Here is a 22,056-nt window from a genome sequence, read left to right as displayed (position 1 = left end):
GCGTCCTAGTAGAAGTGCACGGTGTCCACGAGGTGCGGCAGGTCGCCGCCGTCGAGGAACGTGCGCAGGTTGCTGCAGAAGCGCTCGGCGATGAGGCGGTTCTCTGCGGCGCTGAGCGCTGAAGTGTGCGGCGACACCATGACCCGGGGGTGGCTCCAGAGCGGGCTGTCCTGGGGGAGTGGCTCCACGGCGAAAACATCCAGGCAGGCGTAGGAGACCTGTCCGTTCTCCAGGGCCTCCAGCAGCGCCTCCTCGTCCACCACGGTGCCGCGGCCCACGTTCACGAAAACGGTGCCCGGCTTCATGGCAGAGAAGACCGCGCGGTTGAAGAGTTTCTCCGTGTACGGCGTGCCCGGCAGCGTGTTGACCACGGCGTCGGCGGAGGCCAGCAATCCAGCCAGCCCGTCGTTGCCAGCGACCTCTTCAATGCCTTCGATCGGTTCCACGTTCCGCTTGGTGCCGCTGACCTTCATCCCCAGGGCACGCGCGATGCGGGCAGTTTCCAGGCCGATTTCCCCGAGCCCGGTGACCACCAGCGTTGAGCCGCTGACGAGGCGCGTCGGGGTCCGCAGCTCCGGCCACACCTTGGATGCTTGGTCCTGGGCAAGTTCGGCGCTCCGCTTGAAGCCGTTGAGGATTCCCAGCGTGGCGAATTCCGCCAGCGGCAGGGCATGCACACCAGCGGACGTGGTGACCTGGAACTTGTTCAGCGTTTCCGCGTCGAGGCCCGAGGCTTTGACGGCCCCGCCGGCACCTGCAGCCATGGCATGGATCCACTGCAGGCGGGGGTTTTCGCGGGCGATTCTCGCGAGGCCTGCCGGGCTCTCGTTGGGAAAGCCGTACAGGACCTGCGCCTTGCCCAGCATGTCCCAGTAGCGCTCGTCCTGCTCGGGCGTGCGTTTGAAATCAGGGTCGCCGGAGTGGTCAGCCGGAAAGCGCTCCGGGGGCAGGAGATCGGGTTCGTAGAGAACGGTCACGGAGGGGTCCACGGCGCGAATGCGCTCCACCAGCTCTGCTTCGAGCGGGACGGCGATTGCGACGGTGGTTTCAGTCGTCATACTGTTCATCATACTGAATGGCGGATAGAATACTGAACAGATTTGCGAAGATTAACCACGACGAAGTGAGGCAGTTCTGCACATGAATATACAGAGGGCAGGCTTTGTGGGCTTGGGGCTCATGGGCGCGCCGATGGCCGCCAACCTTCTGAGGAAGGGCTGGGCCGTCACCGCCTGGAACCGGTCGGCCGCCGCGTTGGACGCTTTTGAAGAGCTGGGGGGAGCACGTGCCGGCGAGGTGGCATCGCTCCGTGACCAGCCGGTGATTGTCTTCATGCTGCCGGATCTCGGCTTCATCGAAGAAGCAGCGGCAGGGCTTCTTGCCAGCTGGGCGGACGCTCAGCCGGCCTCCGGCACCGCGATAGTGGTCATGAGCAGTGTTTCACCCGCCGGAGTACGCGAGTTTGGCCGCCGCGTCCGGGAGGCCAGCGCCGGCAACGCCTTCGTGGTGGATGCACCCGTGAGCGGCGGCACCAAGGGCGCCGTTGAAGGGACCCTGGCCATCATGGCCGGGGCCGATGATGAAGCGGACTTCGACGGGCTGCGGCCGCTGCTGGCGGCGATGGGCACCACGGTGCGGCTGCTTGGCCCGCTGGGTGCCGGATCGCTGGCGAAGGCCTGCAACCAGCTCATTGTGGGAACCACGACGGCGGCTCTCGCCGAAGCGGCTGAACTCGCCGAGCGCTCCGGTCTGGACGTGGCGGCCCTCTACGAGGTCCTCTCCGGCGGGCTGGCGGGCAGCAGGGTGCTGGACATCGTGGGACCGCGGCTCGCGCAGAAGGACTACACGCCTACCGGTCCTGCCAAGTTCATGCACAAGGATCTTTCGTTTGTCGTCGAGTCGGCCGCAGCGGCCGGTGCCGCCGTCCCCATGGCGGCGGCCGGCGTCGAACTCTATGCCGAACTTAAGCGGCAGGGACTGGGAGACCTGGACCTGGCCGTCGTCCGGCAAACCATTTCCAATCTCAGCAACGGGGCCGCGCTTGCCGCGGCTGAAGGGACCATCACAGCATGAGTGCACTCTTTGACCTGACCGGGCGCACCGCCCTGGTCACCGGCTCCAGCCGGGGCATCGGAAACGCCCTGGCCCGCGCCCTCGCGGACGCCGGCGCCACCGTGGTGCTCAACGGAATCACGCCTGACCGGCTGAAGGCCGCCGAGGGCGCCATGGCCGCCGATTATCCGGAAGGCCGGATCCGCAGCTGCGCCTTTGATGTCACCAGCGACGCGGCGGCCGCGGAGGGTATCGCCTGGATTGAGGCCAATGTGGGTCCGCTGGACATCCTCGTGAACAACGCCGGCATCCAACACCGGGTGCCCATGCTCGAGCTGGATGTCAGGGACTGGGAACGGGTCCTTTCCACCGATCTGACGAGCGCGTTCCTGGTGGGACGGGAGGCTGCCCGGCGCATGATCCCGCGGGGCCGCGGCAAGATCATCAACATCTGCTCCGTGCAGACTGATCTGGCCCGCCCCACCATCGCACCGTACATCGCCGCCAAGGGGGGCCTGCGGAACCTGACCAGGGCCATGACCGCCGAATGGGCTGGCTCAGGGCTGCAGATCAACGGCATCGCGCCGGGCTACATCCACACCGAAATGACGCAGAACCTGGTGGATGACGTGGAGTTCAACTCCTGGATTCTCGGGCGGACACCCGCCAACCGCTGGGGCACCGTCCAGGATCTGGCGGGACCGGCCGTCTGGCTGGCCTCCAGCGGTTCAGACTTCGTGAACGGCCAGACCATCTTCATCGATGGCGGAATGACGGTGGTGGTCTGATGGCACCGCTGGCTGTGCGTACAGAACTTCCGGCCGTTTCGCCGGCCGTGGTGGCCCACGCGGCGGGTGACCTGCGGCTCGACGACGTGGCGCTGGCCGCTCCGGCAGCGGACCAGGCCGTGGTGGAAGTGGCTTTCGGAGGCATTTGCGGCTCCGACCTGCATTACTGGCTTCACGGCGCTGCGGGGGAGTCGGTTCTCAAAGAGCCGCTGGTCCTCGGTCACGAGGTGGTGGGCACCGTGGTCCGGGCAGCGGCGGACGGAAGCGGACCTGTGCCCGGCACCGCTGTGGCCGTGCATCCGGCGACCCCGGCGCCCGGCGCGGCCAGGTATCCGGAGGACCGGCCCAACCTGTCGCCCGGCTGCACCTACCTGGGCAGTGCTGCACGGTTCCCGCACACCGACGGGGCATTCAGCCGCTACGTCAACCTCCCAACGCGCATGCTCCGGGCCCTTCCCGGGGACCTTGATCTGAGGACCGCGGCCCTCATCGAGCCCGCCAGCGTCGCCTGGCATGCCGTCGCCCGCGCCGGGGATGTGACCGGGAAGACTGCCCTGGTCATCGGCTGCGGACCCATAGGCGCCCTGACCGTGGCGGTACTGAAGCGGGCGGGGGCACGCCGGATTGTTGCGGTGGACATGCATGCCAAGCCGCTGGAGATCGCAGCAGCGGTCGGCGCGACCGACATTCTGGCAGCCGGCGAAACCGAGGCCATCGCCGCCGTCGAAGCGGATGTGGTCATCGAGTCCTCCGGCAGCCACCAGGGGCTGGCGTCCGCCATCAGGGGAGCCGTCCGGGGCGGCACCGTGGTGATGGTGGGGCTGCTGCCGTCGGGTCCGCAGCCTGTCCCGGTTTCGCTGGCCATCACCCGGGAACTCGAGCTCCTCGGCTCCTTCCGCTTCAACGACGAAATTGACGACGTGATCGCAGCGCTGGCGGACGGCTCACTGGAGATCGGGCCCGTGATCACACACGAATATCGCGTTGACCAGGCCCTCGAAGCCTTCGGCGTGGCGCGGAACTCGGCCGAATCCGGAAAGGTGCTCCTGGACTTCCGGCCGGCAGGACGTCCGGCGGGTGATGCCTAGGCCGAGTGCCGGCGCGGTTGCAGCGGCACGAAAACCCGCGGCTGCTCCACCCAGACCGGCTCCATCTCGGAAATCGTCCGCCGCATGATCCTGCTGGCCGCGTCGCGGGCCTCCTCCGCGTTGCCTGCGAAGATGGCCTCGGCCACCTCCAGGTGCCACTGCAGTGTGAGGTCCCGGGGGCGGTCGGGCATCAGCCCGTGAACCGTGCGGCCGGTCAGGGTTTCGGCGACCTGTCCCACCAGATTCGCGAACATTTCATTGCCGGAGCCAGTCAGCAGGAGGGAATGGAACTGGATGTCCAGCTCCAGGAAGCGGGGGACGTCGCCGGCCTTGCCGGCGTCGCGCATTGCCAGGGCCACGTCGAGCAGCTCCTGCCGGAGCTCGGCGGGGGAGTTGGCCGCCGCGAGTTCGGCGGCAACGGGTTCGACGGCGGAGCGCAGCTCGGCGAGGGAGCGCAGCTGGGCGCCGCGGCCTTCGCCGGCGAGCCGCCAGCGGATCACCAGCGGGTCGAACGGATTCCAGCGCTCGGGCGGAAGTACCCGGATGCCCACACGCTTGGTGGTCTCCACGAGTCCGAGGGACTGCAGTACGCGCACCGCTTCACGGACTACCGAGCGGGAGACCTTCAGTTCGTCCTCCAACTGTTCCGCGAGCATGATGTGGCCCGCGGGAAGGCTGCCGCCGACGATCCGGGTTCCCAGATTCTCGACGGCGCGGTGATGGAGACTGGTCGACATATTGGTAAGCATAGTGGGGCGGGGGGCCTGCCCTTCGCGCCGCCGGCCCGGCTGCCGGACTGCCCCGCGTCATAGACTCTTTGTGACGCGTTCAGCTTCCATTAAGAGAGAGCCACTTTTCCACGCGGCCCCGAATATATATGCTTTATTCACAGTCACTTCCCTAAAAGCGTGTTCCGCTGGACGTGCGGGACGCTCATGCACACGTTGCACAGAAATGAATTGGAGTATTGATGTCTGCACACATCGGTGTCACCGGCCTTGCGGTCATGGGTGCCAACCTCGCCCGCAACCTCGCCCGGAACGGCTTCACTGTCGCCCTGCACAACCGTTCGGTTGAAAAGACTGACACACTGCTGGAGAAGTACGGTTCCGAGGGCGACTTCGTCCGCACGGAGTCCCTTGAGGAGCTGGTGAATTCCCTCGAGAAGCCGCGCCGTGTGCTGATCATGGTCAAGGCCGGCAAGCCGGTCGACTCCGTGATCGAGCAGCTCGAACCGCTGCTGGAGGCGGGCGACATCATCATCGACGCCGGCAACTCGCACTACGAGGACACCCGCCGCCGGGAAGCCGCGCTGGCGAAGAAGGACCTGCACTTCGTGGGCATCGGTGTCTCCGGCGGTGAGGAAGGCGCCCTGAACGGCCCGTCCATCATGCCGGGCGGCTCCAAGGAGTCCTACGACGCCCTCGGCCCGCTGCTGGAAAAGATTGCCGCCAACGTTGACGGGCAGCCCTGCTGCGCCTGGATCGGCACCGACGGCGCCGGCCACTTCGTCAAGATGGTCCACAACGGCATCGAGTACGCCGACATGCAGGTCATCGGCGAAGCCTTCGACCTGCTGCGCTCCGGCGCCGGCATCGAGCCCGCCGAGCAGTCCAAGATCTTCGCCGAGTGGAACAAGGGCGAGCTCGCCTCCTTCCTCATCGAAATCTCCGCCGAGGTCCTCGGCCACGTGGACACCCGGACAGGCAAGCCGTTCGTCGACGTCGTGGTGGACGCCGCAGGCCAGAAGGGCACCGGCCGCTGGACCGTCATCTCCGCACTCGAACTGGGATCCCCGACGTCGGGCATCGCCGAGTCGGTCTTCGCCCGCGCACTGTCGTCCCAGACCGAGCAGCGCAAGCTGGCTCAGGAACTCCTCGCCGGCGAGGAAGTCAACGTTGAGGTTCCGGAGACGTTCGTTGAAGACGTCCGCCAGGCGCTGTACGCCTCCAAGCTGGTCTCCTACGCCCAGGGCCTGGACATGCTGACCTCGGCAGCCGGGGAATACGGCTGGGACCTGAAGCTGGACGAGATCGCTTCGCTGTGGCGCGGCGGCTGCATCATCCGTGCAGAACTCCTGAAGGAAATCACCAAGGCTTACGCCGCCGACGAGAAGCCGGCCAACCTGCTGTTCGCCCCGGCGTTCACCAAGGCCATCGCCGAAGTCCTGCCGGCCTGGCGCCGCGTGGTTTCCACGGCCGTGCAGCTGGGCATCCCCGTCCCCGTGTTCTCCTCCTCGCTGGCCTACTACGACGGCCTGCGCCGCAAGCGCCTGCCGGCCGCCGTGATCCAGGGCCAGCGCGACCTCTTCGGTGCGCACACCTACGGCCGTGTTGACGCCGAGGGCACGTTCCACACCCTGTGGGGCGAGGACAAGTCCGAAATCGAGGCAGTGGACACCCACTAGCCAAGCCTGGCCGGCACAAGCGTGACCGGCAGGGCCTGATACAACAAACGGCCGGCGCCTCCCGATACTGTGGGAGGCGCCGGCCGTTTCCGTATCTGATCCAGGAGTCCCGCGTGTCCCAGCCCGTCGCGTTTGTCACCGGAGCCTCCACCGGCATCGGATTCGAAGCAGCAAAGAAGCTCAGCCACAAGGGATTCACCGTCTTCGCCGGCGCGCGCCGCGTGGACAGGATGGAACCGCTGAAGGCGCACGGCGTCAACGTGGTGCCGCTGGATGTCACCGACGAGGAGTCCCTGCGCAGCGCGGTCTCCGCGGTGCACGCTTCCCACGGGCGTATAGACGTGCTGGTCAACAACGCCGGTTATGGCACGTTCGGGGCCCTGGAAGAGGTTGAACTGGCGGAGGGACGAAGGCAGTTCGAGGTCAACGTCTTCGGCCTCGCGCGGATGACCCAGCTGGTCCTGCCGGGCATGCGGGCGGCACGGCGCGGCCGGATCATCAACATCTCATCCATCGGAGGAAAGTTCTACGAGCCTTTGGGAACCTGGTACCACGCGACCAAGTTCGCCGTGGAAGGCCTCAGCGATGCGCTGCGGCTCGAACTGGAGCCCCACGGCATCCAGGTGGCAATCATCGAGCCTGCCAGCACCGTGACTGAATGGGGCAGCATCGCCGCGCAAGGGCTGCTGGAGCGCTCGGGCAGCGGACCCTATCGGAAGCAGGCGCAAGAGATGGCCGCAGTACTCGCATCCACCGGACGGCCCGCCACATCCTCGGATCCTGGAATCATCGCCGACGCCGTGGTCCATGCGGCCACTGCTGCGCGGCCAAAGACGCGCTATCCGGTTGGCAGGGGAGCGCCGGCCATCATGCTGCTGCGCCGGATCCTCCCCGACCGCCTGTTCGACGTGGCGGTTAAGGCCGTCCTGGCGCGGGTGGCGCGCTGAGCCGGCTCTTGGGATTCCTCAGATTCCTCAGATCCGGTACTCGATGTAGTACTCGGCCGGATCCACAGCGGGGGAGGTTTCCCGCTGGGCGTCGCGGTGGCGCCAGGTGGCCGGAACGCCGGTGACGATTGACTCCGGCGGGGCGTCCTTGACGACGACGGCGTTGGCGCCGACGGCGCTGTCCCGGCCGATCGTGATGGGGCCGAGGATCTTTGCCCCGGCTCCGATGGTGACGCGGTCGCCGATCGTGGGGTGCCGCTTCACCTTCGCCAAGGAGCGTCCGCCGAGCGTCACGCCGTGGTAGATCATGACGTCTTCGCCGATCTCGGCTGTTTCCCCGATGACCACGCCCATGCCGTGGTCGATGAAGAACCGCCGGCCGATCGTGGCACCCGGATGGATTTCGATGCCGGTCAGGAACCGGGCCAGCTGCGAAATCAGGCGCGCAGGAAACCTCAGCGACGGGTTCTGCCACAGCCTGTGCGTCAGCCTGTGCGCCCAGATGGCATGCAGTCCGGAATACGCGAAAAAGTTCTCAAAAGAACCTCGAGCCGCCGGGTCGTGGGACCGGGCGGCGTCGAGGTCTTCCTTAAGTCTTGCGAAGAGGCCCACAAAGTTCTTTCTACAGGAAACGGGGAGCGGCTGGCTAAGGCTTAGCCCCGGATGTCGTCATAGAGAACGGTGGAGATGTAACGCTCGCCGAAGTCGCAGACCACAGCCACGATCAATTTGCCGGCGTTCTCCGGGCGCTTGGCCAGTTCCAGCGCGCCCCAGACGATGGCGCCGGAGGAAATGCCGCCCAGGATTCCTTCCTTGACGCCGAGGTCCCGGGCCACGGCCACGGAGTCCTCGAGGGTTGCGTCGAGGACCTCGTCGTAGACGTTGGTGTCCAGCAGCTCCGGAATGAAGTTGGCGCCCAGGCCCTGGATCTTGTGCGGGCCGGGGGTGCCGCCGTTGAGGATGGGGGAGTCCTTGGGCTCCACGGCCACGATCTGGACGCCCGGCTTGCGCTCCTTCAGGACCTGGCCGACTCCCGTGATGGTGCCGCCGGTGCCGATGCCGGAGACGAAGATGTCCACCTTGCCGTCGGTGTCCTCCCAGATTTCCTCGGCCGTGGTCTTGCGGTGGATCTCCGGGTTGGCCTCGTTGGCGAACTGCTGGGCCCAGATGGAGTTTTCGGTGTTGGCCACGATTTCCTGGGCCTTCTCGACGGCGCCGCGCATGCCCTCGGAACCCGGGGTCAGGACGATCTCCGCACCAAAGGCGCGCAGCATGACGCGGCGCTCCGTGGACATGGTTTCGGGCATGGTCAGGATGACCTTGTAGCCGCGTGCCGCGCCCACCATGGCCAGCGCGATGCCGGTGTTGCCGGAGGTTCCCTCGACGATGGTGCCGCCGGGCTTAAGCGCGCCGGACTTCTCGGCCGCGTCAATGATGGCGACGCCGATGCGGTCCTTAACGCTGTTGGCCGGGTTGTAGAACTCGAGCTTGACGGCGACGGTGGCGCCGAGGCCTTCGCTCAGCCGGTTGAGCCTGACCAGGGGGGTGCCGCCTACAAGCTGTGTTACATCGTCGTAGATCCGTGCCATGTACTTACGCCTATCTCTCAAGAGGGAATACTTTGGTCAGCCTAACGAGGGCGTAAGCGCCGCCGCTAAGCATTAAGCCATGCAGAGTAATATTTCCGTGCCTTGGCCAGCTTGGGGTTGATGATGACCTGGCAGTAGCCCTGCTCGGGGAATTTCGCGTAATAGTCCTGGTGAATCTCCTCGGCCCGGTAGAACTCCGGGAGACGACTTACCTCGGTCACTATCGGACGTGACCACAGGGCCTGGTTCCGTTCTATCGCTTCCTCGAAGAGGATCTTTTCCTCCGTCGTCTCATAGAACATGGACGAGCGGTACTGCGTTCCGACGTCGTATCCCTGGCGGTTCAGCGTGGTGGGGTCGTGCAGCGCGAAGAACATGTCCAGGATGACCTCCGGCGGGATGATGTCCCCGTCGAAGGTGACCGCCACGACCTCCGCGTGGCCCGTCGTGCCTGAGCAGACCGAATAGTAGTGAGGGTGGCGTTCGTGTCCGCCTGTGTAGCCGGAGACCACCGACTCGACACCTATTGTTTTCTGATAGACGGCGTCCAGGCACCAGAAGCAGCCTCCGCCAAGCACAAAAGTTCTCATGTCCTCTTCAATGGTTGAGGTGCGCCGATGATTCCCTGCCACACTACGGGTCCGAGCCCGGACGGGCCAGCGGCGCCTATAGAGTAAAAATATGAGTATGGAACCTGTGAACAGTGGCGTTGCAGCAGAGCCGGCAGAATCTCCGGATGTGGCGGACGCCGTGGCGTCGCCGGAAGCGCCCACGCTCGGACAGCTCATGCTGGCCGTCGAAGAGCTCTGGCCTGAGTCGCTCGCCGAGGAGTGGGACGAGGTGGGCCTTGTTGCCGGGCATCCGTCGGCTGAAATCACGCGGGTCATGTTCGCTGTGGATCCCACGCTGGAGGTCATTGACGAGGCGATCGAATGGGGTGCCGAGCTGCTGATCACCCACCACCCGCTGCTGCTCAAGGGCGTGACGTCGGTCGCGGCCAACACCCCCAAAGGCAAGGCGGTCCACCGCCTCATTGAGTCGGGAACGGCGCTCCTGACCGTCCACACGAACGGAGACTCCGCCGTCGGGGGAGTCTCGGACGTCCTGGCCGACGCCCTTGGGCTGCAGGATGTTGCTCCGCTGACTCGCGCAGCGAACGGCCTTCCCGAGGAAGGCATCGGCAGGGTGGGCGACCTTGCCGAGGCCATGACCTTGGGCGACTTCGCGGCGAGGGTGTATGGCATTCTTCCCTCCGTCGCCGGCGGCGTCAGGGTTTCCGGCGACAAGGACGGCCTGGTCCGCCGGATCGCGGTCTGCGGCGGCGCCGGAGATTCCCTGTTTGACGAGGTGCGGGCCAGCGGCGCCGATCTGTATGTCACTGCCGACCTGCGGCACCACGCCGCCTCCGAGGCCCGCGAGGCCGCTGTGAACGACCGTCCGTATCTTATCGACGTGTCCCATTTCGCCAGCGAATGGCTGTGGCTTCCGGCTGCTGCCGATGCCCTCGGCAACGTCCTCGCGGACCAGGGCCTGGACGTCGACATCCGTGTCAGCTCCACCAACAGCGATCCGTGGGACTTCATTCTGACTCCCGGCGGGGACTAGAGTCTATAAAGCCCCTGCAGGGGTGCCCGGCGCAGGCCGGATGGGAACAAGCGGAGGTAATCGTGGCCAAGGCAGCACCGGCGGAACAGTTGAAGTTGCTCGAACTCCAGGGGCTGGACGCCAAACTCAAGTCCCTCGCCAACCGCCGCCGCAGCCTGGAAACAGATCCCCGCATCGAAGACCTCCAGGCGGCGCTCAGCATTGCCAACGGCGAGCTGGGCGCAGCAAAGATGGCGGTCCATGACGCACAGGCGGAATTAAAGCGCGCCGAAGCCGACGTGGAACAGGTGGCTGGCCGGATTGAACGCGACGAGGCGCGGCTGAACAGCGGCACCGGCCTGTCCAAGGACCTGGTGGCCCTGCAGAAGGACATCGCCTCCCTCAACAAGCGCCGGTCAGACCTCGAAGACGTTGAACTCGAAGTCATGGAGCGGCTCGACGCGCTGCGCGAGCGGCAGGCAGCCCAGCAGAAAATCGTCGATGACGTCCAGGGTTCCTTCGGCGCGATCCGGGCGGAACTGGACGGACAGCTGGCAGAGATCGCTGCGGAGGAAACGGTGGTGCGCGGCCGCAGGGCAGTGTTCGCCGCGGGGCTGGACGCCGGAATGCTGGCCGTCTACGAGAAGACCCTGGCCCGCCGCGGCGTGGGTGCTGCACGGCTCTTCCACGGCACGTCCGAAGGCTCCGGCATGCAGCTGAGCCCCGGCGACCTTGCCGAGATCAAGGCCGCAGCCGAGGACGACATCGTCTTCTGCCCGGACTCCGGCTGCATCCTGGTGCGCTCCGCCGAATGGGTCTGAGCCCCTCGGGCGGACGGCAGCGCTTACTAGCCGGACAGGATGATGTTCAGGGCGTGGGCCTTCCGCGCCGTCCCCGGAACGAGTTCGGCATTCCACTTCTCGCCGGCGGCCTTGTGCAGCTGCGCCGGCGTCTCCGGGGCCTTTCCGCGGCGGGTCAGCAGGTGCCGCGCCAGCTCCCCGCGGGTGTGCTTGGCGAAGTGGCTGACCACCTTGCGGACGCCGTTCACCTCCGTAAAAACGTTCACGGCGACGGTGTCCGCCGGAGGGGGAGTCCACGCCGCGGCGTAGGTGCTGGACCGGCAGTCAATGAGCAGCTCGCCGGCCGCGGCGGAGGCGAGGGCGTCCGTGAGCTGCGGCTTCCAGAACGAGGCAAGGCGGCCGACGTCGGGCAGGGCCGTTGACATCGACAGCCGATAGGCGGGCACGGAGTCCGCGAACCGGATGGCTCCCCACAGTGCCGAAATGACCAGCACCGCTTCATCTGCGCGGCGCCGCTGCGCGGCCGTCATCGACCTGTAGCCCAGTGCGTCGTACAGGACACCCGAATACACCTGGTGCGCCGGCGCCGCCGGTTCCGCGTGCAGCCGGGTGTTGCGTTCGACGTCGGACGCAAGCGACGCTCCGACGCCGAGCAGCGCCAGCGCGTCCTCGTGCGCGCTGACCGTTCCCAGTGCGTCGAGCACCTTGGCCCGGCAGGGGTTCAGTTCAGGGAAGCTCAGGGATGTCCAGTCCATGGCGTCGCCGCGGACGGCCGGGGTCTTGCCTTCGGACGGGGGAAGCAGGATTAGCACCGTACGATCTTACCGGTGCCCGCCGGCGCCGTTTCCCGGCGGCTGACCGTCAGCCAAGGTACTTGCCGAGGAAGGACAGCACGTCCGGCAGGATGGCCCGCCAGTACTGCGCATCGTGTCCACCCGGCCGGAAGCCGCCCTCGACCACGCCGGGGAGGGCGCTGGCGTAGTGCTTGACGGTGGCGAACAAATCGTCCTCGGTTCCGCAGTCAATCCGCTTGGGCACCGCTGCCAGTCTGGGCCGGAACGAAAACACGTCGTGGGCCGCAAAATCCGCCGGGCCGTCGAAGGCCCCTTCGATGTGTTCGCCGTAGCGCTCCCAGACTGCCGGACTCATGGCCGCCACGGCACGGATGCCGGGCAGGCGGCCCTGCGAAGCCAGGAGCACGGCACCGAAACCTCCCATGGACAGGCCGAAAAGGCCGATCCGGCCAAGATCGTAGCCCTGCGAGCCGAGGAAGGGCACAAACTCATCCACGAGCATTGACTGTGTGTCGCTGCCGTCGGCCCGCCGGTGCCACCAGGTGTCGCCGCCGTCCACCGACGCAATCGCGAAGGGCGTCGCGCCGATGAAGAGGTGGCGCTTCAGGACTTCGTGCGCCTGGAGCACATCGAAGATCCCTTGGTTGTTGCCGCCGAGGCCGTGGAGGAAAAGCGCCAGCGGAAAGTCTGTCCCGTTCCGCCCCGGGATCACCGGCGTGGCGATCGACCAGTGGGTTGTCGCCGCCGGCCGGAACCGTGACACGAAGGAACCGCCGCCCATGGCCACCGAGGGATAGCTGGGCGCGCACTGAGTGACCCCGTACGCGCCCAGGCCGAGTCCTGCGAGCTGAAGCAGGCGGCGCCGGGTCACTGCGGACGCGTCCATGCTCCGATCATAGGCTCGATGCGTGCCTGTGGCAGGGCCACTTGTGGCAAGGCATAGCCGCACTGACCGTAGAATGGACTGCGGATGGGTTGACCAGGCGGCCGCGCGTCACGCAAGTGGCTCGAGGAACGTCCGGGCTCCGCAGAGCAGGGTGGTGGGTAACGCCCACTCGGGGTAACCCGCAGGCCAGTGCCACAGAAAACAGACCGCCCGCCTCGCGCCGATTTTGAAAGCGGCACGATGCTGGTAAGGGTGAAACGGTGGTGTAAGAGACCACCAGCTTCCCGGGTGACCGGGAAGGCTAGGTAAACCCCACCCGGAGCAAGGCCAGACAGGGCACGTTCGAGGGCTGCTCGCCCGAGTGTCCGGGTAGGCCGCTGGAGGGCGCCGGCAACGGCGCTCGTAGATGGATGGCCGCTACTCCCGCCCCGGCAACGGCGCGGGAACACAGAACCCGGCGTATCGGTCAACCCATCCACATATTTTGCCGGACTCCGGCCGCAGCCCGGGCGCGAAGCCCGGTGTGAGTGATTTCACGCGATCCCCGGTCACGGGGGGCACGCGTCCAGCCCTAGAATAGACCTTGAACGTAGAAGTTCTTCCGCCGGGTCTGCGTTCGCAGCCGGCGGTTTTTCTTTGCAGCGTCAATGGCATCCGGGGCGGACCGAAACCCTGCCGGTGCCAGCGCCCCTGGATAACTTTCGGGTGGCCGACTTCCGGTTACGAGGACGTAGCCGGTTGAACCAAGGAAGGTAGTTCTGTGAGCCAGACGTCAGATTCTTGTCTTGATACGTGGTTGGGCCGCGAGGCACTCGCCGAGGCCATGATCCCGGTGATCGGCCGGCTGTACCGGGAAAACAACGTGGTGACCTCGATCCACGGCCGCAGCCTGATCAACAAGTCCACCATGAACATCCTCAAGGCACACCGCTTTGCCCGCCGGATGAGCAAGGACGAGCTCCTCCTGGAGGAAACGGCACCCCTGCTGGACACCCTTGCAAAGCTGGAGCTGGGTGCCGCTGCGATCGACATCGCGCGCCTGAACCAGAAGTTCAAGTCCGACGGCGGCAGTGCCACCTTGGAGGAATTCCTCCGCGCCGAGCTGGCTGAGATCGTTGGCAAGCGGGGCGCTGATGACCGCACCAGCACCGACGTCGTGCTGTACGGTTTTGGCCGGATCGGCCGCCTGGTCGCCCGCCTCCTCATCGAAAAAGCCGGCGGCGGGCACGGCCTGCGCCTGCGCGCCATCGTCGTGCGGCGGGGTTCCGCCAACGATCTGTCCAAGCGTGCGAGCCTGCTGCGCCGCGACTCGGTGCACGGATCCTTCGAAGGCACCATCAAGGTGGACGAGGAAGCGAACACCATCACGGCCAACGGTGTCCAGGTCCAGGTCATCTACTCGGACAACCCCGCCACCATCGACTACACCGCCTACGGCATCAAGGACGCCCTGGTGGTGGACAACACGGGCCGCTGGCGCGATGCCGAGGGCCTGTCCCAGCACCTGCTGAGCAAGGGCGTGGGGCGCGTGCTGCTGACAGCTCCGGGCAAGGGCGAGCTGAAGAACATCGTCCACGGCATCAACCACGGCACCATCCTGGATTCGGACAAGATCGTCACCGCGGCATCCTGCACCACCAACGCCATCACGCCGGTCCTGAAGGCGATCAACGACAAGTACGGCGTGATCCACGGCCACGTGGAGACCGTGCACTCCTTCACGAACGACCAGAACCTGATCGACAACTTTCACAAGGGCGACCGCCGCGGCCGCTCCGCCGCGCTGAACATGGTCATCACCGAGACCGGGGCAGCCAAGGCCGTGGCCAAGGCACTGCCGGAGCTGCAGGGCAAGCTCACCGGCAGCTCCATCCGCGTCCCCACCCCGGACGTCTCCCTCGCCATCCTGAACCTGACCCTGGAAAGCGGCACCACCAAGGACGAGGTCAACGACTACCTGCGCGAAATGTCGCTGCACTCGGTCCTGCGCAAGCAGATCGACTACATCGACTCCCCGGAGGTCGTCTCCACGGACTTCGTCGGCTCCCGCCGCACCGGCATCGTGGACGGCCTGGCCACTGTCTCCACCGACAAGAACCTGGTTCTCTACGTCTGGTACGACAACGAGTTCGGCTACAGCTGCCAGGTGGTCCGGGTCATGGAGGAAATGGCCGGCGTGAATCCGCCGACGTTCCCGGCCAAGGACTCCGTCAAGGACGCAGCCCCGGTGCTGGCCGCAGCGGGATCGCTCTAGCCACGGCAGTCTCCTGAGCCCGCGGCTAGCAGCCGCGGACACCGGTTCCCCAAGTTCCCGGCTGATTCTCTGGAATCAGCCGGGAAAGGGGACCAAACTGTTCTCATGGAACACGACTCGACTCTCCAGCACGAGACAACACTGGAACACGCCCTGGACGTGGCGCGGGCCAACCAGAAAGAGGCGCAGCGCCTCGTGGACGAGGCCAAGGCCGCGCATGCCGCCGGCGAGGTGGGCCAGGAGCGGGTTGCGCAGTTGGAACGCCTGCTTGACCTGGCGAACGTGGACCTCCGACGGGTCATGCGGGAGCAGTAGGTGCCTGGACCGTTCCGCCCCAAGGCACCGGTCCTCAACACTGTGGATAACCGCCTGGAGGCCGCGGGCCTGCCCTAGGCTCGTCGTGTGCGCACAAGCTACGCCCCGAAGAGCACTACGCGATGAGCGTCAGCTGGACCGCCTACAGGCGTGCCCGCCGGAGATCCCGTCAGGCCTGGGCTGTCCTTGCCACTCTCACGGTCGTCGTCGCGGCGGGCATCGCGTGGTTCTTCACGGCCGGGCAGTTCCTGGCCTCTGAACCTGCCGTATCCGGCCCCAGCGAGGCTCCGGTCTTCGACGCCACCTGGATGAACCCCATGGTGCCGCCCCGGCCGGTGCCCGACGGCGCCGCGTTGGCGGCCCTCGAATCTTTGCCCGTCAGGGGGCGGGCACCCAAGAACGACTACGACCGGTCCGCTTTCGGCCAGGCCTGGCTCGACGCTGACCGCAACGGCTGCGACACGCGCAACGATATCCTCCGCCGCGACCTCGCCGACGTCGTCTTCTCCAAGGGCTCCAAGTGCAAAGTGGCGTCAGGGATGTTCCATGATCCCTACATTGGTGCGCGGCTCACCTTTAGGCGCGGCGCCGACTCCAGCAAGGCAGTCCAGATTGACCACGTGGTGGCACTGGGGGATGCCTGGCAGAAGGGAGCCGCGCAGCTCACCCCGAAGCAGCGCCAGAACCTTGCCAACGATCCGCTGAACCTCATCGCGGCCGACGGGCCGGCGAACCAGGAGAAGAGCGCTTCGGACGCGGCCAGCTGGCTTCCCAAAAACAAAGCGGTGCGCTGCCATTACGTCGCGCGGCAGATCTCGGTGAAGGCCGCCTACGGCCTGTGGGTGACCCAGGCCGAAAGGGACGCCATGGGCCGCGTCTTGGGCTCGTGTCCCGGGCAGCAGACCATCATGGCGCGCCCGGCTGGCTGAGTGACCGGCGTCAGTGCCCGAACGGGTCCGGATCCACGCCGGGCATCCACGTCAGTCCGGGAACGCCCCAGCCGCTTTTCTTGGCCTGCTTCATGGCTTTGCGCGCATAGCGGTCGATGAGGCGGTTGACGTAGAGCTTTCCGTCGAGGTGGTCGTATTCGTGCTGGATCACCCGGGCAAACCAGCCCGTGGCTTCGAACTCAACCGGCTGCCCGAAGCCGTCGAAACCCTTGACGCGCGCCCATTCCGCACGCTTGAGGGGATACTGGCAGCCCGGGAAGGAGAGGCAGCCCTCCACTTCCTCGTCCGGATCGGGCAGGGCACCTGACACCTTGGACAGGGTGAGCACGGGGTTGACCAGGACGCCGCTGGGCGGGGCGCCGTCCTCGTTGTCGTACTTGTAGACGAAGATCCGCTTGCCCACACCGATCTGGGGAGCGGCCAGGCCGGCGCCGTTCGCGAGGTCGTTCGTTTCGAACATGTCGGCAATCAGCTCGCGGAGCTCGTCATCGAAAACCTCGACTTCGGCGGCCCGGCGGTGCAGCACAGGCTCACCCCAGATGGTGATCGGCAGAACGGTCATGTCGGATGGTTCCTTTGGTGCTTCGGGTGCAAGTGCCGGCGACGGCGAAACGACAAAGGCTGCACCGGATAACCGGTGCAGCCTTTGTGGTTGGACCGCATTCTCATGCCATCCTTCGTGAGGGTGAGCGACGGGGGTTGAACCCGCGACCTCCTGGACCACAACCAGGCGCTCTGCCAACTGAGCTACGCCCACCATGTGCCTCTGCGGCCTTCCGGATTCACCGGCTGGCTCGAAAGGCAACGTCAAATAGTTTACCTGCTGTTCGGGGATGCTTTTGCCACTTTTGGCGTTTTCGGCAAAATTTCCCTCAAACGTGGCGCAGATTACTCTGAGGGCTCCCGCTGCGCCGGTCCCGCCTCGGCCTGTGCGGGCAGGATCCCCCCGGCCAGCCCCTGCCGCCCCGAGTGGTCCTGGATCAACTGATCGACGGCTGAAGGCTCGGCGGAAATTCGCTTCGAGATCTGCAGGGCAGTGGCGCTGTCCGGGCCTGGTGCGGGCACGAAGACCGCCTCCCGGTAGTAGCGGAGTTCGTCGATGGAATCCTTGATGTCTCCGAGCGCGCGGTGCCCGCCCAGCTTGGCGGGGGCCTGGAAATATGCCCGGGCGTACCAGCGCCGGGCCAGTTCCTTGATGGTGCTCACGTCGATGACCCGGTAGTGAAGGTGCTCCACCACGGAGGCCATGTCGCGGGCGAGGAAGACCCGGTCGGTTCCCACCGAGTTGCCGGCGAGCGGCGCCTTGCGCGGCTCGGGAACCCACTTGCGGATGTAGTCCATGACGGCTTCTTCGGCCTCGGCCAGTGTTTTCCCTGCCGGGAGTTCCTTCAGGAGCCCGGACCGCGTGTGCATGTCGCGGACAAAGTCATTCATCTGGGCGAGGGCAGACTCGTCGGGCTTGATGACCACGTCCACACCGTCCCCGAGGATGTTGAGTTCGGAATCGGTCACCAGCGCGGCGACTTCGATCAGGGCGTCGTTGACGGTGTCGAGACCGGTCATTTCGCAGTCGATCCAGACGATGCGTTCGTTAGATATAGGCACCCGATCAGCCTACCGTTTCGTGGTCGCGGAGCCGTCCGATGCTAAGATTTCGGGTACGTGGCGCCGCTGTGACCAGCCGCCGCGATCCTTTTCTGGCCGGGTACACCCGGCAGGAGATACTGGAGCACGCCCACAAGAGATTGGACAGTCCTGACATGACGTCGCCTGTGCCCGAGACGGAGGAAGAGGCTACCGGCACTTCCACGGACTTGGCCCTGGCGGAGGTGGACAACGCCTGGTCGCCCATCCTTTCCGGTTTCGTCGGTTCGCTTTTCCTGGTCATCGGTTCGCTCGGCGTGGGCTGGCTTGCCCCGGCGTCGGAGCTGCGCCGGATGCCGCTGTTCATCTGGATGCGCACGGAGGCCTTCGGTGTTGCCCTTTCCATCGTCCTGATCGCGATCGGCGGCATGCTGCTGGTGCGGGCATGGCTCAGGCTTGGGCAGCGGGTCCGCGTCTGGGGTCCGGCGGCACGAAAAGCCACGCTCGGGGCCGTCGCCGCATGGGGGCTGCCCATGATGTTCACCGTTCCCCTGTTCAGCCGCGACGTCTATGCCTACATCGGGCAGGGCAGGCTCATGGTTGAGGGGTTCAACCCCTACGAGAACGGCATTTCGGCGCTCTCGAATTACTTCCAGCTCGGCGCGGACAAGATGTGGACTGAGGCCCCTGTTCCGTACGGGCAGCTGTTTCTTTGGATCGAGCAGTTCGTGGTCTGGTCCACCAATGTCCACCCCGAAGCGAGCATCATGCTCTTCCGCCTCGCCGCGCTGCTGGGCGTGGCGCTGTGCATCATCTACGTTCCCAAGCTTGCCGAACTGCACGGGGTCAATCCGCACCGGGCCTTGTGGCTCACTGCCGCGAACCCCCTGTTCCTGACTAACTTCATCGCCAGCGTCCACAATGACGCCCTCATGATCGGGCTCGCCCTTGCCGGCCTGTACTACAGCGCCACGCGCCGCGTGATCCTGGGAATAGCGCTCGTCACGCTGTCCATCTCCGTCAAGCCCATCACGGTGGTGTTCCTTCCCTTCATCGGGCTGCTCTGGGCGGGCAAGGACGCCGGCTGGCTGCGGAAGTTTGCGTTCTGGGGCCTGACGGCGGGAATCAGCCTCGCCCTGCTGTACGCCATGAGCCTCGTGAACGGCTTCGGTTTCGGGTGGATCAACGGTCTTTCGGCTCCGGGCAGCGTCTGGATCTGGTACGCCCCTGTGGGGCTGCTCGGACTCGTGGTTGCGTCTATCGCCAACGCCTTCAGCCTGGACGGGTGGGGCCTGGCCAAATGGGTTTACGACGCTGGCAAGGTGCTCGCCGTCGGCATCGTCGCCTGGCAGATTTTCAAGGGAGACCACGACCGCATCATGCGCCGGCTCACGCTCGCCTTTGCCGCCGTCGTCGTACTCGCCCCCATGATCCAGTCCTGGTACGTGGTCTGGCTGATCCCGCTGTTTGCCGTCACCGGCATCCGGGATGACTGGCAGGTCAAGGCCCTCTACTTCATCGTGTCCTTCTTCATGGTTTATGCCATCTCGGACCAGTTGGAGGTCTTCCCCTATCTGCAGTCCGAGGACCTCGGGCTCGCACTCGCGCTGGCGAGGAACGCGGCCGCCATCATCGCCCTGCTGTTCGCCCTGTATCTGATCTTCATGGATCCCCGGACGAAGCTCCTGTTCAGCAAGTCGGACCAGCCGGTCACCACCCGGCCCGTTATCTGACGGACAGGTTTTTCAGAGCCTCCCTGCGGGAGAGTGGGCTCAGGGACTCCCCGTGGCGTTCCACAAAGCCGACGACCCAGCCGGGGTCCGTCTTGGCGTATTCGCGGAGGGCCCAGCCAATCGCCTTCCTGATGAAAAACTCCCGGTCGGCCATGTTGGGCTCAATGACCCCGGCGAGCAATGCGGTGTCGGTGTGCTCCTTCGCCGCGAGTTGGGCCGTGATGGAAGCCCGCCGGAACCAAAAGTCCTCATCCGCCGCCCAGCCCAGCAACACGGGCGTGACCTCCTGCCGGTGCGCCTGCAGCAAACCGCAGAGCCGGTGGGCCACCCCGTCCACAAAGTCCCAGGACGCCCCGGTGCGGATGATCTCCGCATAGACGGGCAACATCGCCAGGTCACCGGCCACCAGCCGCAGACCGGTGAGGTCGATCGCCGCATAGCGTTCCTCGCGGTAGGCCGCCCCGCGCCACAGCGTGAGTACAGTTGCCCGCAGGTCATCGGCGGACGCAAACGGATAGGCGGCAGAGGCAGCCTTCACGGCGCTCCGCACCTCCGGCACCCGCACGCCCAGGGACGGCATGGCGGACTTCATGTACGCCTGCGCGCCCGCACCGCGGACTGGATCGGCACCGGAACGCAGCGCGGAGCGGATAGCGGCCAGGACATTCTCGTTCACCATGCAGCCAACATAGCCGCTCCCGTAAACGGCGACCTTCTTTGGAAGGGCGTCCAAAGCCAGGAGCAGCACGGTCAATGCCGCCCCGTGGTCCCGGAACGCGCCGGGTCCTAGAGTAGGCAGATGAACATGATCAAGAGCCCCGCTGAGATAGCCCTCATGCGCGAAGCCGGGCGGGTGGTGGCCAATGCCCTGGCCGCCGTCCGCGAGGCTGCCGCCGTCGGCGTGTCCCTCAAGGAACTCGACGACGTGGCGGCCGCCTCCATTGCCGATGCCGGCGCCACGCCGGCTTTTCTTAACTACCGGCCGCGCTGGGCCTCGGTTCCGTTCCCCGGGGTCATCTGCACGAGCGTCAACGACGCCGTCGTCCACGGAATCCCCAACGGCTACCGGCTGCAGGACGGGGACCTGCTCAGCGTGGACTGCGGCGCGTTCCTGGACGGCTGGTGCGGCGATGCCGCAGTCAGCTTCGTCGTGGGGACCGCCGATCCCGTTGACCAGGAACTCATCGCGGCAACGGATGCAGCCCTGGCCCGGGGGATCGAGGCAGCACGCATCGGCAACAAGATGGGTGACCTCGCCTATGCCATCGGCGGTGCCGCGCAGCGGGCGGGCTACGGGCTGCTGGCCGACCACGGCGGGCACGGCATCGGCCGGACCATGCACGCAGAACCGCCTGTCCCCAACAGCGGGCGTCCCGGCAGGGGACTCAAGCTGACGGAGGGGCTCGTGATCGCCATCGAGCCGATGCTCATTCTTGGCGGCGACGGCGACTATTACCATGACGACGACGAGTGGACCCTGCGGTCCGCGAACGGCCGCCGGGCCGCCCACAGCGAGCATACTGTGGCAATTACCGCCGAGGGCCCTGTGATCCTCACTCTGCCGTGACGCCGAAATTCTGAGGCGACGGCGGCGCCTCTACGCAGGAGCCCCCGCGACGGCCTGGGTGCTGCGGCGAAGCATCACCTGGCCCGTTACCGAAACTGTCGTGCCGCCGTCGTCGCCCGTACCCCCGACGCCGGCCGGAACGGCCAGCCGGCCCATTTCCTCCAAGGGGAGCCGCACCGTGGACAGGGCGGGGCGGAAGTCGCGCAGTGTTTCGATGTCATCGAACCCGGCGACGGCGGCATCCCGCGGGATCCGCAGGCCCTCGGAGCGCAGCGCCGCGGCGGCGCCTATTGCCATGACGTCATTGACGGCAAAAATGCAGGGCCGGGAAGCGCCGGACGGTGTGGCCTGTGCCGCCTTAATGCGGCCGGCGAGCACGGTTCCTGCCTCGTATCCGCCAGCGCGGTCGAATCCGGTGCGCAGGACCTCGGCCGGTGCCAGCCCCGCGCCTTCCAGGCCGCGCTGGAAGCCCCGGATGCGGTCATCGGACGTGAGGAGACCCTCCGGGCCGCCGATCACCACAAAGCTGCCGGAGTGGTGCCCGGCGAGTTCGCGTGCCAGTTCCGCGGACAGATCTTCATTGGGAACAGCAACGACGTGGTATCCCTCCGGGGCCTCGGCGCCGACGACCGGATGCCCCACGACGCCCACTCTCCCGCCGTTGCGGCAATACCGGTCAAGCTCCGCGGCGAGGCCGGCATTGCCGTCCCGGTCCTGC

Annotated in this window: 23 protein-coding genes, 1 tRNA gene and 1 other RNA gene; 13 read left to right on the top strand and 12 right to left on the bottom strand. The window is 66.3% G+C overall.

What is annotated here, in order from left to right; translation table 11 throughout:
• Positions 1-5: 5 nt before the first annotated feature.
• Positions 6-1,070: a D-2-hydroxyacid dehydrogenase gene (locus AC3A3W_RS05225; protein WP_487440891.1), complete on the bottom strand. Its 1,065-nt coding sequence runs from the start codon at positions 1,068-1,070 to the stop codon at positions 6-8.
• 70 nt (positions 1,071-1,140) lie between these two features.
• Here AC3A3W_RS05225 and AC3A3W_RS05220 point away from each other — a divergent pair, with 70 nt between their 5' ends.
• From AC3A3W_RS05220 to AC3A3W_RS05210, 3 genes are read left to right on the top strand one after another with little or no spacing between them, the layout of a single operon-like run.
• Entirely contained in the window at positions 1,141-2,073 is a 933-nt protein-coding gene (locus AC3A3W_RS05220; RefSeq protein ID WP_487440889.1) for an NAD(P)-dependent oxidoreductase, read from the top strand.
• Positions 2,070-2,840: an SDR family oxidoreductase gene (locus AC3A3W_RS05215; protein ID WP_487440888.1), complete on the top strand. Its 771-nt coding sequence runs from the start codon at positions 2,070-2,072 to the stop codon at positions 2,838-2,840. The genes AC3A3W_RS05220 and AC3A3W_RS05215 overlap by 4 nt, the downstream gene beginning before the upstream one ends.
• Positions 2,840-3,928, top strand: a complete 1,089-nt coding sequence (locus tag AC3A3W_RS05210; RefSeq protein ID WP_487440886.1) for an L-idonate 5-dehydrogenase — start codon at positions 2,840-2,842, stop codon at positions 3,926-3,928. The genes AC3A3W_RS05215 and AC3A3W_RS05210 overlap by 1 nt, the downstream gene beginning before the upstream one ends.
• On the opposite strand, the gene AC3A3W_RS05205 is transcribed toward AC3A3W_RS05210, so the two are convergent.
• Positions 3,925-4,665 (bottom strand): FadR/GntR family transcriptional regulator, encoded by a 741-nt coding sequence (locus tag AC3A3W_RS05205; protein ID WP_487440884.1) that lies wholly within the window; start codon positions 4,663-4,665, stop codon positions 3,925-3,927. The genes AC3A3W_RS05210 and AC3A3W_RS05205 overlap by 4 nt on opposite strands.
• A gap of 233 nt (positions 4,666-4,898) precedes the next feature.
• On the opposite strand from AC3A3W_RS05205, the gene gndA reads away from it, so the two are divergent.
• A complete protein-coding gene (gene gndA / locus AC3A3W_RS05200; RefSeq protein ID WP_487440882.1) occupies positions 4,899-6,335 on the top strand; it encodes an NADP-dependent phosphogluconate dehydrogenase in 1,437 nt (478 codons plus the stop codon).
• Positions 6,336-6,448: 113 nt separating this feature from the next.
• Positions 6,449-7,282, top strand: a complete 834-nt coding sequence (locus AC3A3W_RS05195; RefSeq protein WP_487440881.1) for an oxidoreductase — start codon at positions 6,449-6,451, stop codon at positions 7,280-7,282.
• Positions 7,283-7,309: 27 nt separating this feature from the next.
• Here the strand turns inward: AC3A3W_RS05195 and epsC are convergent, their stop codons facing one another.
• The 3 genes from epsC to msrA all read right to left on the bottom strand — a co-directional run bounded on the left by epsC (position 7,310) and on the right by msrA (position 9,461).
• Complete coding sequence (gene epsC, locus AC3A3W_RS05190; protein ID WP_487440879.1) at positions 7,310-7,894, bottom strand: serine O-acetyltransferase EpsC; 585 nt, start codon at positions 7,892-7,894, stop codon at positions 7,310-7,312.
• A 41-nt stretch (positions 7,895-7,935) separates the two neighbouring features.
• Positions 7,936-8,871, bottom strand: a complete 936-nt coding sequence (cysK, locus tag AC3A3W_RS05185; RefSeq protein ID WP_487440877.1) for a cysteine synthase A — start codon at positions 8,869-8,871, stop codon at positions 7,936-7,938.
• A gap of 65 nt (positions 8,872-8,936) precedes the next feature.
• On the bottom strand, positions 8,937-9,461 hold the full coding sequence (gene msrA / locus AC3A3W_RS05180; RefSeq protein WP_487440875.1) for a peptide-methionine (S)-S-oxide reductase MsrA: 525 nt from the start codon (positions 9,459-9,461) through the stop codon (positions 8,937-8,939).
• A 97-nt stretch (positions 9,462-9,558) separates the two neighbouring features.
• On the opposite strand from msrA, the gene AC3A3W_RS05175 reads away from it, so the two are divergent.
• Positions 9,559-10,476, top strand: coding sequence for a Nif3-like dinuclear metal center hexameric protein (locus tag AC3A3W_RS05175; RefSeq protein ID WP_487440906.1), 918 nt, complete (start codon positions 9,559-9,561; stop codon positions 10,474-10,476).
• Between the two features lie 62 nt (positions 10,477-10,538).
• Complete coding sequence (locus tag AC3A3W_RS05170) at positions 10,539-11,276, top strand: zinc ribbon domain-containing protein (RefSeq protein WP_487440874.1); 738 nt, start codon at positions 10,539-10,541, stop codon at positions 11,274-11,276.
• Between the two features lie 26 nt (positions 11,277-11,302).
• Here AC3A3W_RS05170 and AC3A3W_RS05165 read toward each other — a convergent pair whose 3' ends face one another.
• A complete protein-coding gene (locus tag AC3A3W_RS05165) occupies positions 11,303-12,067 on the bottom strand; it encodes a YaaA family protein (protein WP_487440872.1) in 765 nt (254 codons plus the stop codon).
• Between the two features lie 49 nt (positions 12,068-12,116).
• Positions 12,117-12,935: an alpha/beta hydrolase gene (locus tag AC3A3W_RS05160; RefSeq protein ID WP_487440870.1), complete on the bottom strand. Its 819-nt coding sequence runs from the start codon at positions 12,933-12,935 to the stop codon at positions 12,117-12,119.
• An 85-nt stretch (positions 12,936-13,020) separates the two neighbouring features.
• Here AC3A3W_RS05160 and rnpB point away from each other — a divergent pair.
• The 4 genes from rnpB to AC3A3W_RS05140 all read left to right on the top strand — a co-directional run bounded on the left by rnpB (position 13,021) and on the right by AC3A3W_RS05140 (position 16,433).
• Positions 13,021-13,413, top strand: an RNA gene (gene rnpB / locus AC3A3W_RS05155) — RNase P RNA component class A.
• A 282-nt stretch (positions 13,414-13,695) separates the two neighbouring features.
• Entirely contained in the window at positions 13,696-15,189 is a 1,494-nt protein-coding gene (locus tag AC3A3W_RS05150; protein ID WP_487440869.1) for a glyceraldehyde-3-phosphate dehydrogenase, read from the top strand.
• Between the two features lie 105 nt (positions 15,190-15,294).
• On the top strand, positions 15,295-15,504 hold the full coding sequence (locus tag AC3A3W_RS05145) for a hypothetical protein (protein WP_487440867.1): 210 nt from the start codon (positions 15,295-15,297) through the stop codon (positions 15,502-15,504).
• A 122-nt stretch (positions 15,505-15,626) separates the two neighbouring features.
• On the top strand, positions 15,627-16,433 hold the full coding sequence (locus AC3A3W_RS05140; RefSeq protein WP_487440866.1) for an HNH endonuclease family protein: 807 nt from the start codon (positions 15,627-15,629) through the stop codon (positions 16,431-16,433).
• 10 nt (positions 16,434-16,443) lie between these two features.
• Here AC3A3W_RS05140 and def read toward each other — a convergent pair whose 3' ends face one another.
• The 3 genes from def to orn form a co-directional block, all read right to left on the bottom strand.
• Positions 16,444-17,016 carry a peptide deformylase gene (gene def / locus AC3A3W_RS05135; RefSeq protein WP_487440864.1) on the bottom strand — a complete coding sequence of 191 codons (573 nt, stop codon included), beginning with the start codon at positions 17,014-17,016 and terminating at the stop codon, positions 16,444-16,446.
• Between the two features lie 122 nt (positions 17,017-17,138).
• Positions 17,139-17,211 (bottom strand) — tRNA-His (locus AC3A3W_RS05130).
• A gap of 131 nt (positions 17,212-17,342) precedes the next feature.
• The gene (orn, locus tag AC3A3W_RS05125; RefSeq protein WP_487440904.1) at positions 17,343-18,017 is read right to left on the bottom strand and encodes an oligoribonuclease; all 675 of its coding nucleotides are present in this window, start codon (positions 18,015-18,017) and stop codon (positions 17,343-17,345) included.
• Positions 18,018-18,214: 197 nt separating this feature from the next.
• Between orn and mptB the strand changes: the two genes are divergently transcribed.
• Positions 18,215-19,771: a polyprenol phosphomannose-dependent alpha 1,6 mannosyltransferase MptB gene (gene mptB / locus AC3A3W_RS05120; RefSeq protein WP_487440863.1), complete on the top strand. Its 1,557-nt coding sequence runs from the start codon at positions 18,215-18,217 to the stop codon at positions 19,769-19,771.
• Here mptB and AC3A3W_RS05115 read toward each other — a convergent pair.
• Positions 19,764-20,450, bottom strand: coding sequence for a DNA alkylation repair protein (locus AC3A3W_RS05115; RefSeq protein WP_487440861.1), 687 nt, complete (start codon positions 20,448-20,450; stop codon positions 19,764-19,766). The two genes, mptB and AC3A3W_RS05115, sit on opposite strands and share 8 nt — an antisense overlap.
• Positions 20,451-20,570: 120 nt before the next feature.
• On the opposite strand from AC3A3W_RS05115, the gene map reads away from it, so the two are divergent.
• Positions 20,571-21,338 (top strand): type I methionyl aminopeptidase, encoded by a 768-nt coding sequence (gene map, locus AC3A3W_RS05110; protein ID WP_487440860.1) that lies wholly within the window; start codon positions 20,571-20,573, stop codon positions 21,336-21,338.
• Between the two features lie 30 nt (positions 21,339-21,368).
• Here map and AC3A3W_RS05105 read toward each other — a convergent pair.
• The coding region (locus tag AC3A3W_RS05105) for a substrate-binding domain-containing protein (protein WP_487440858.1) at positions 21,369-22,056 on the bottom strand (688 nt) is incomplete at its 5' end.

It is taken from the genome of Arthrobacter sp. Soil_N43 (assembly GCF_057655195.1).
Note: the sequence above shows the minus strand (reverse complement) of the source record. Positions and strands in the feature narration are given on the sequence as shown.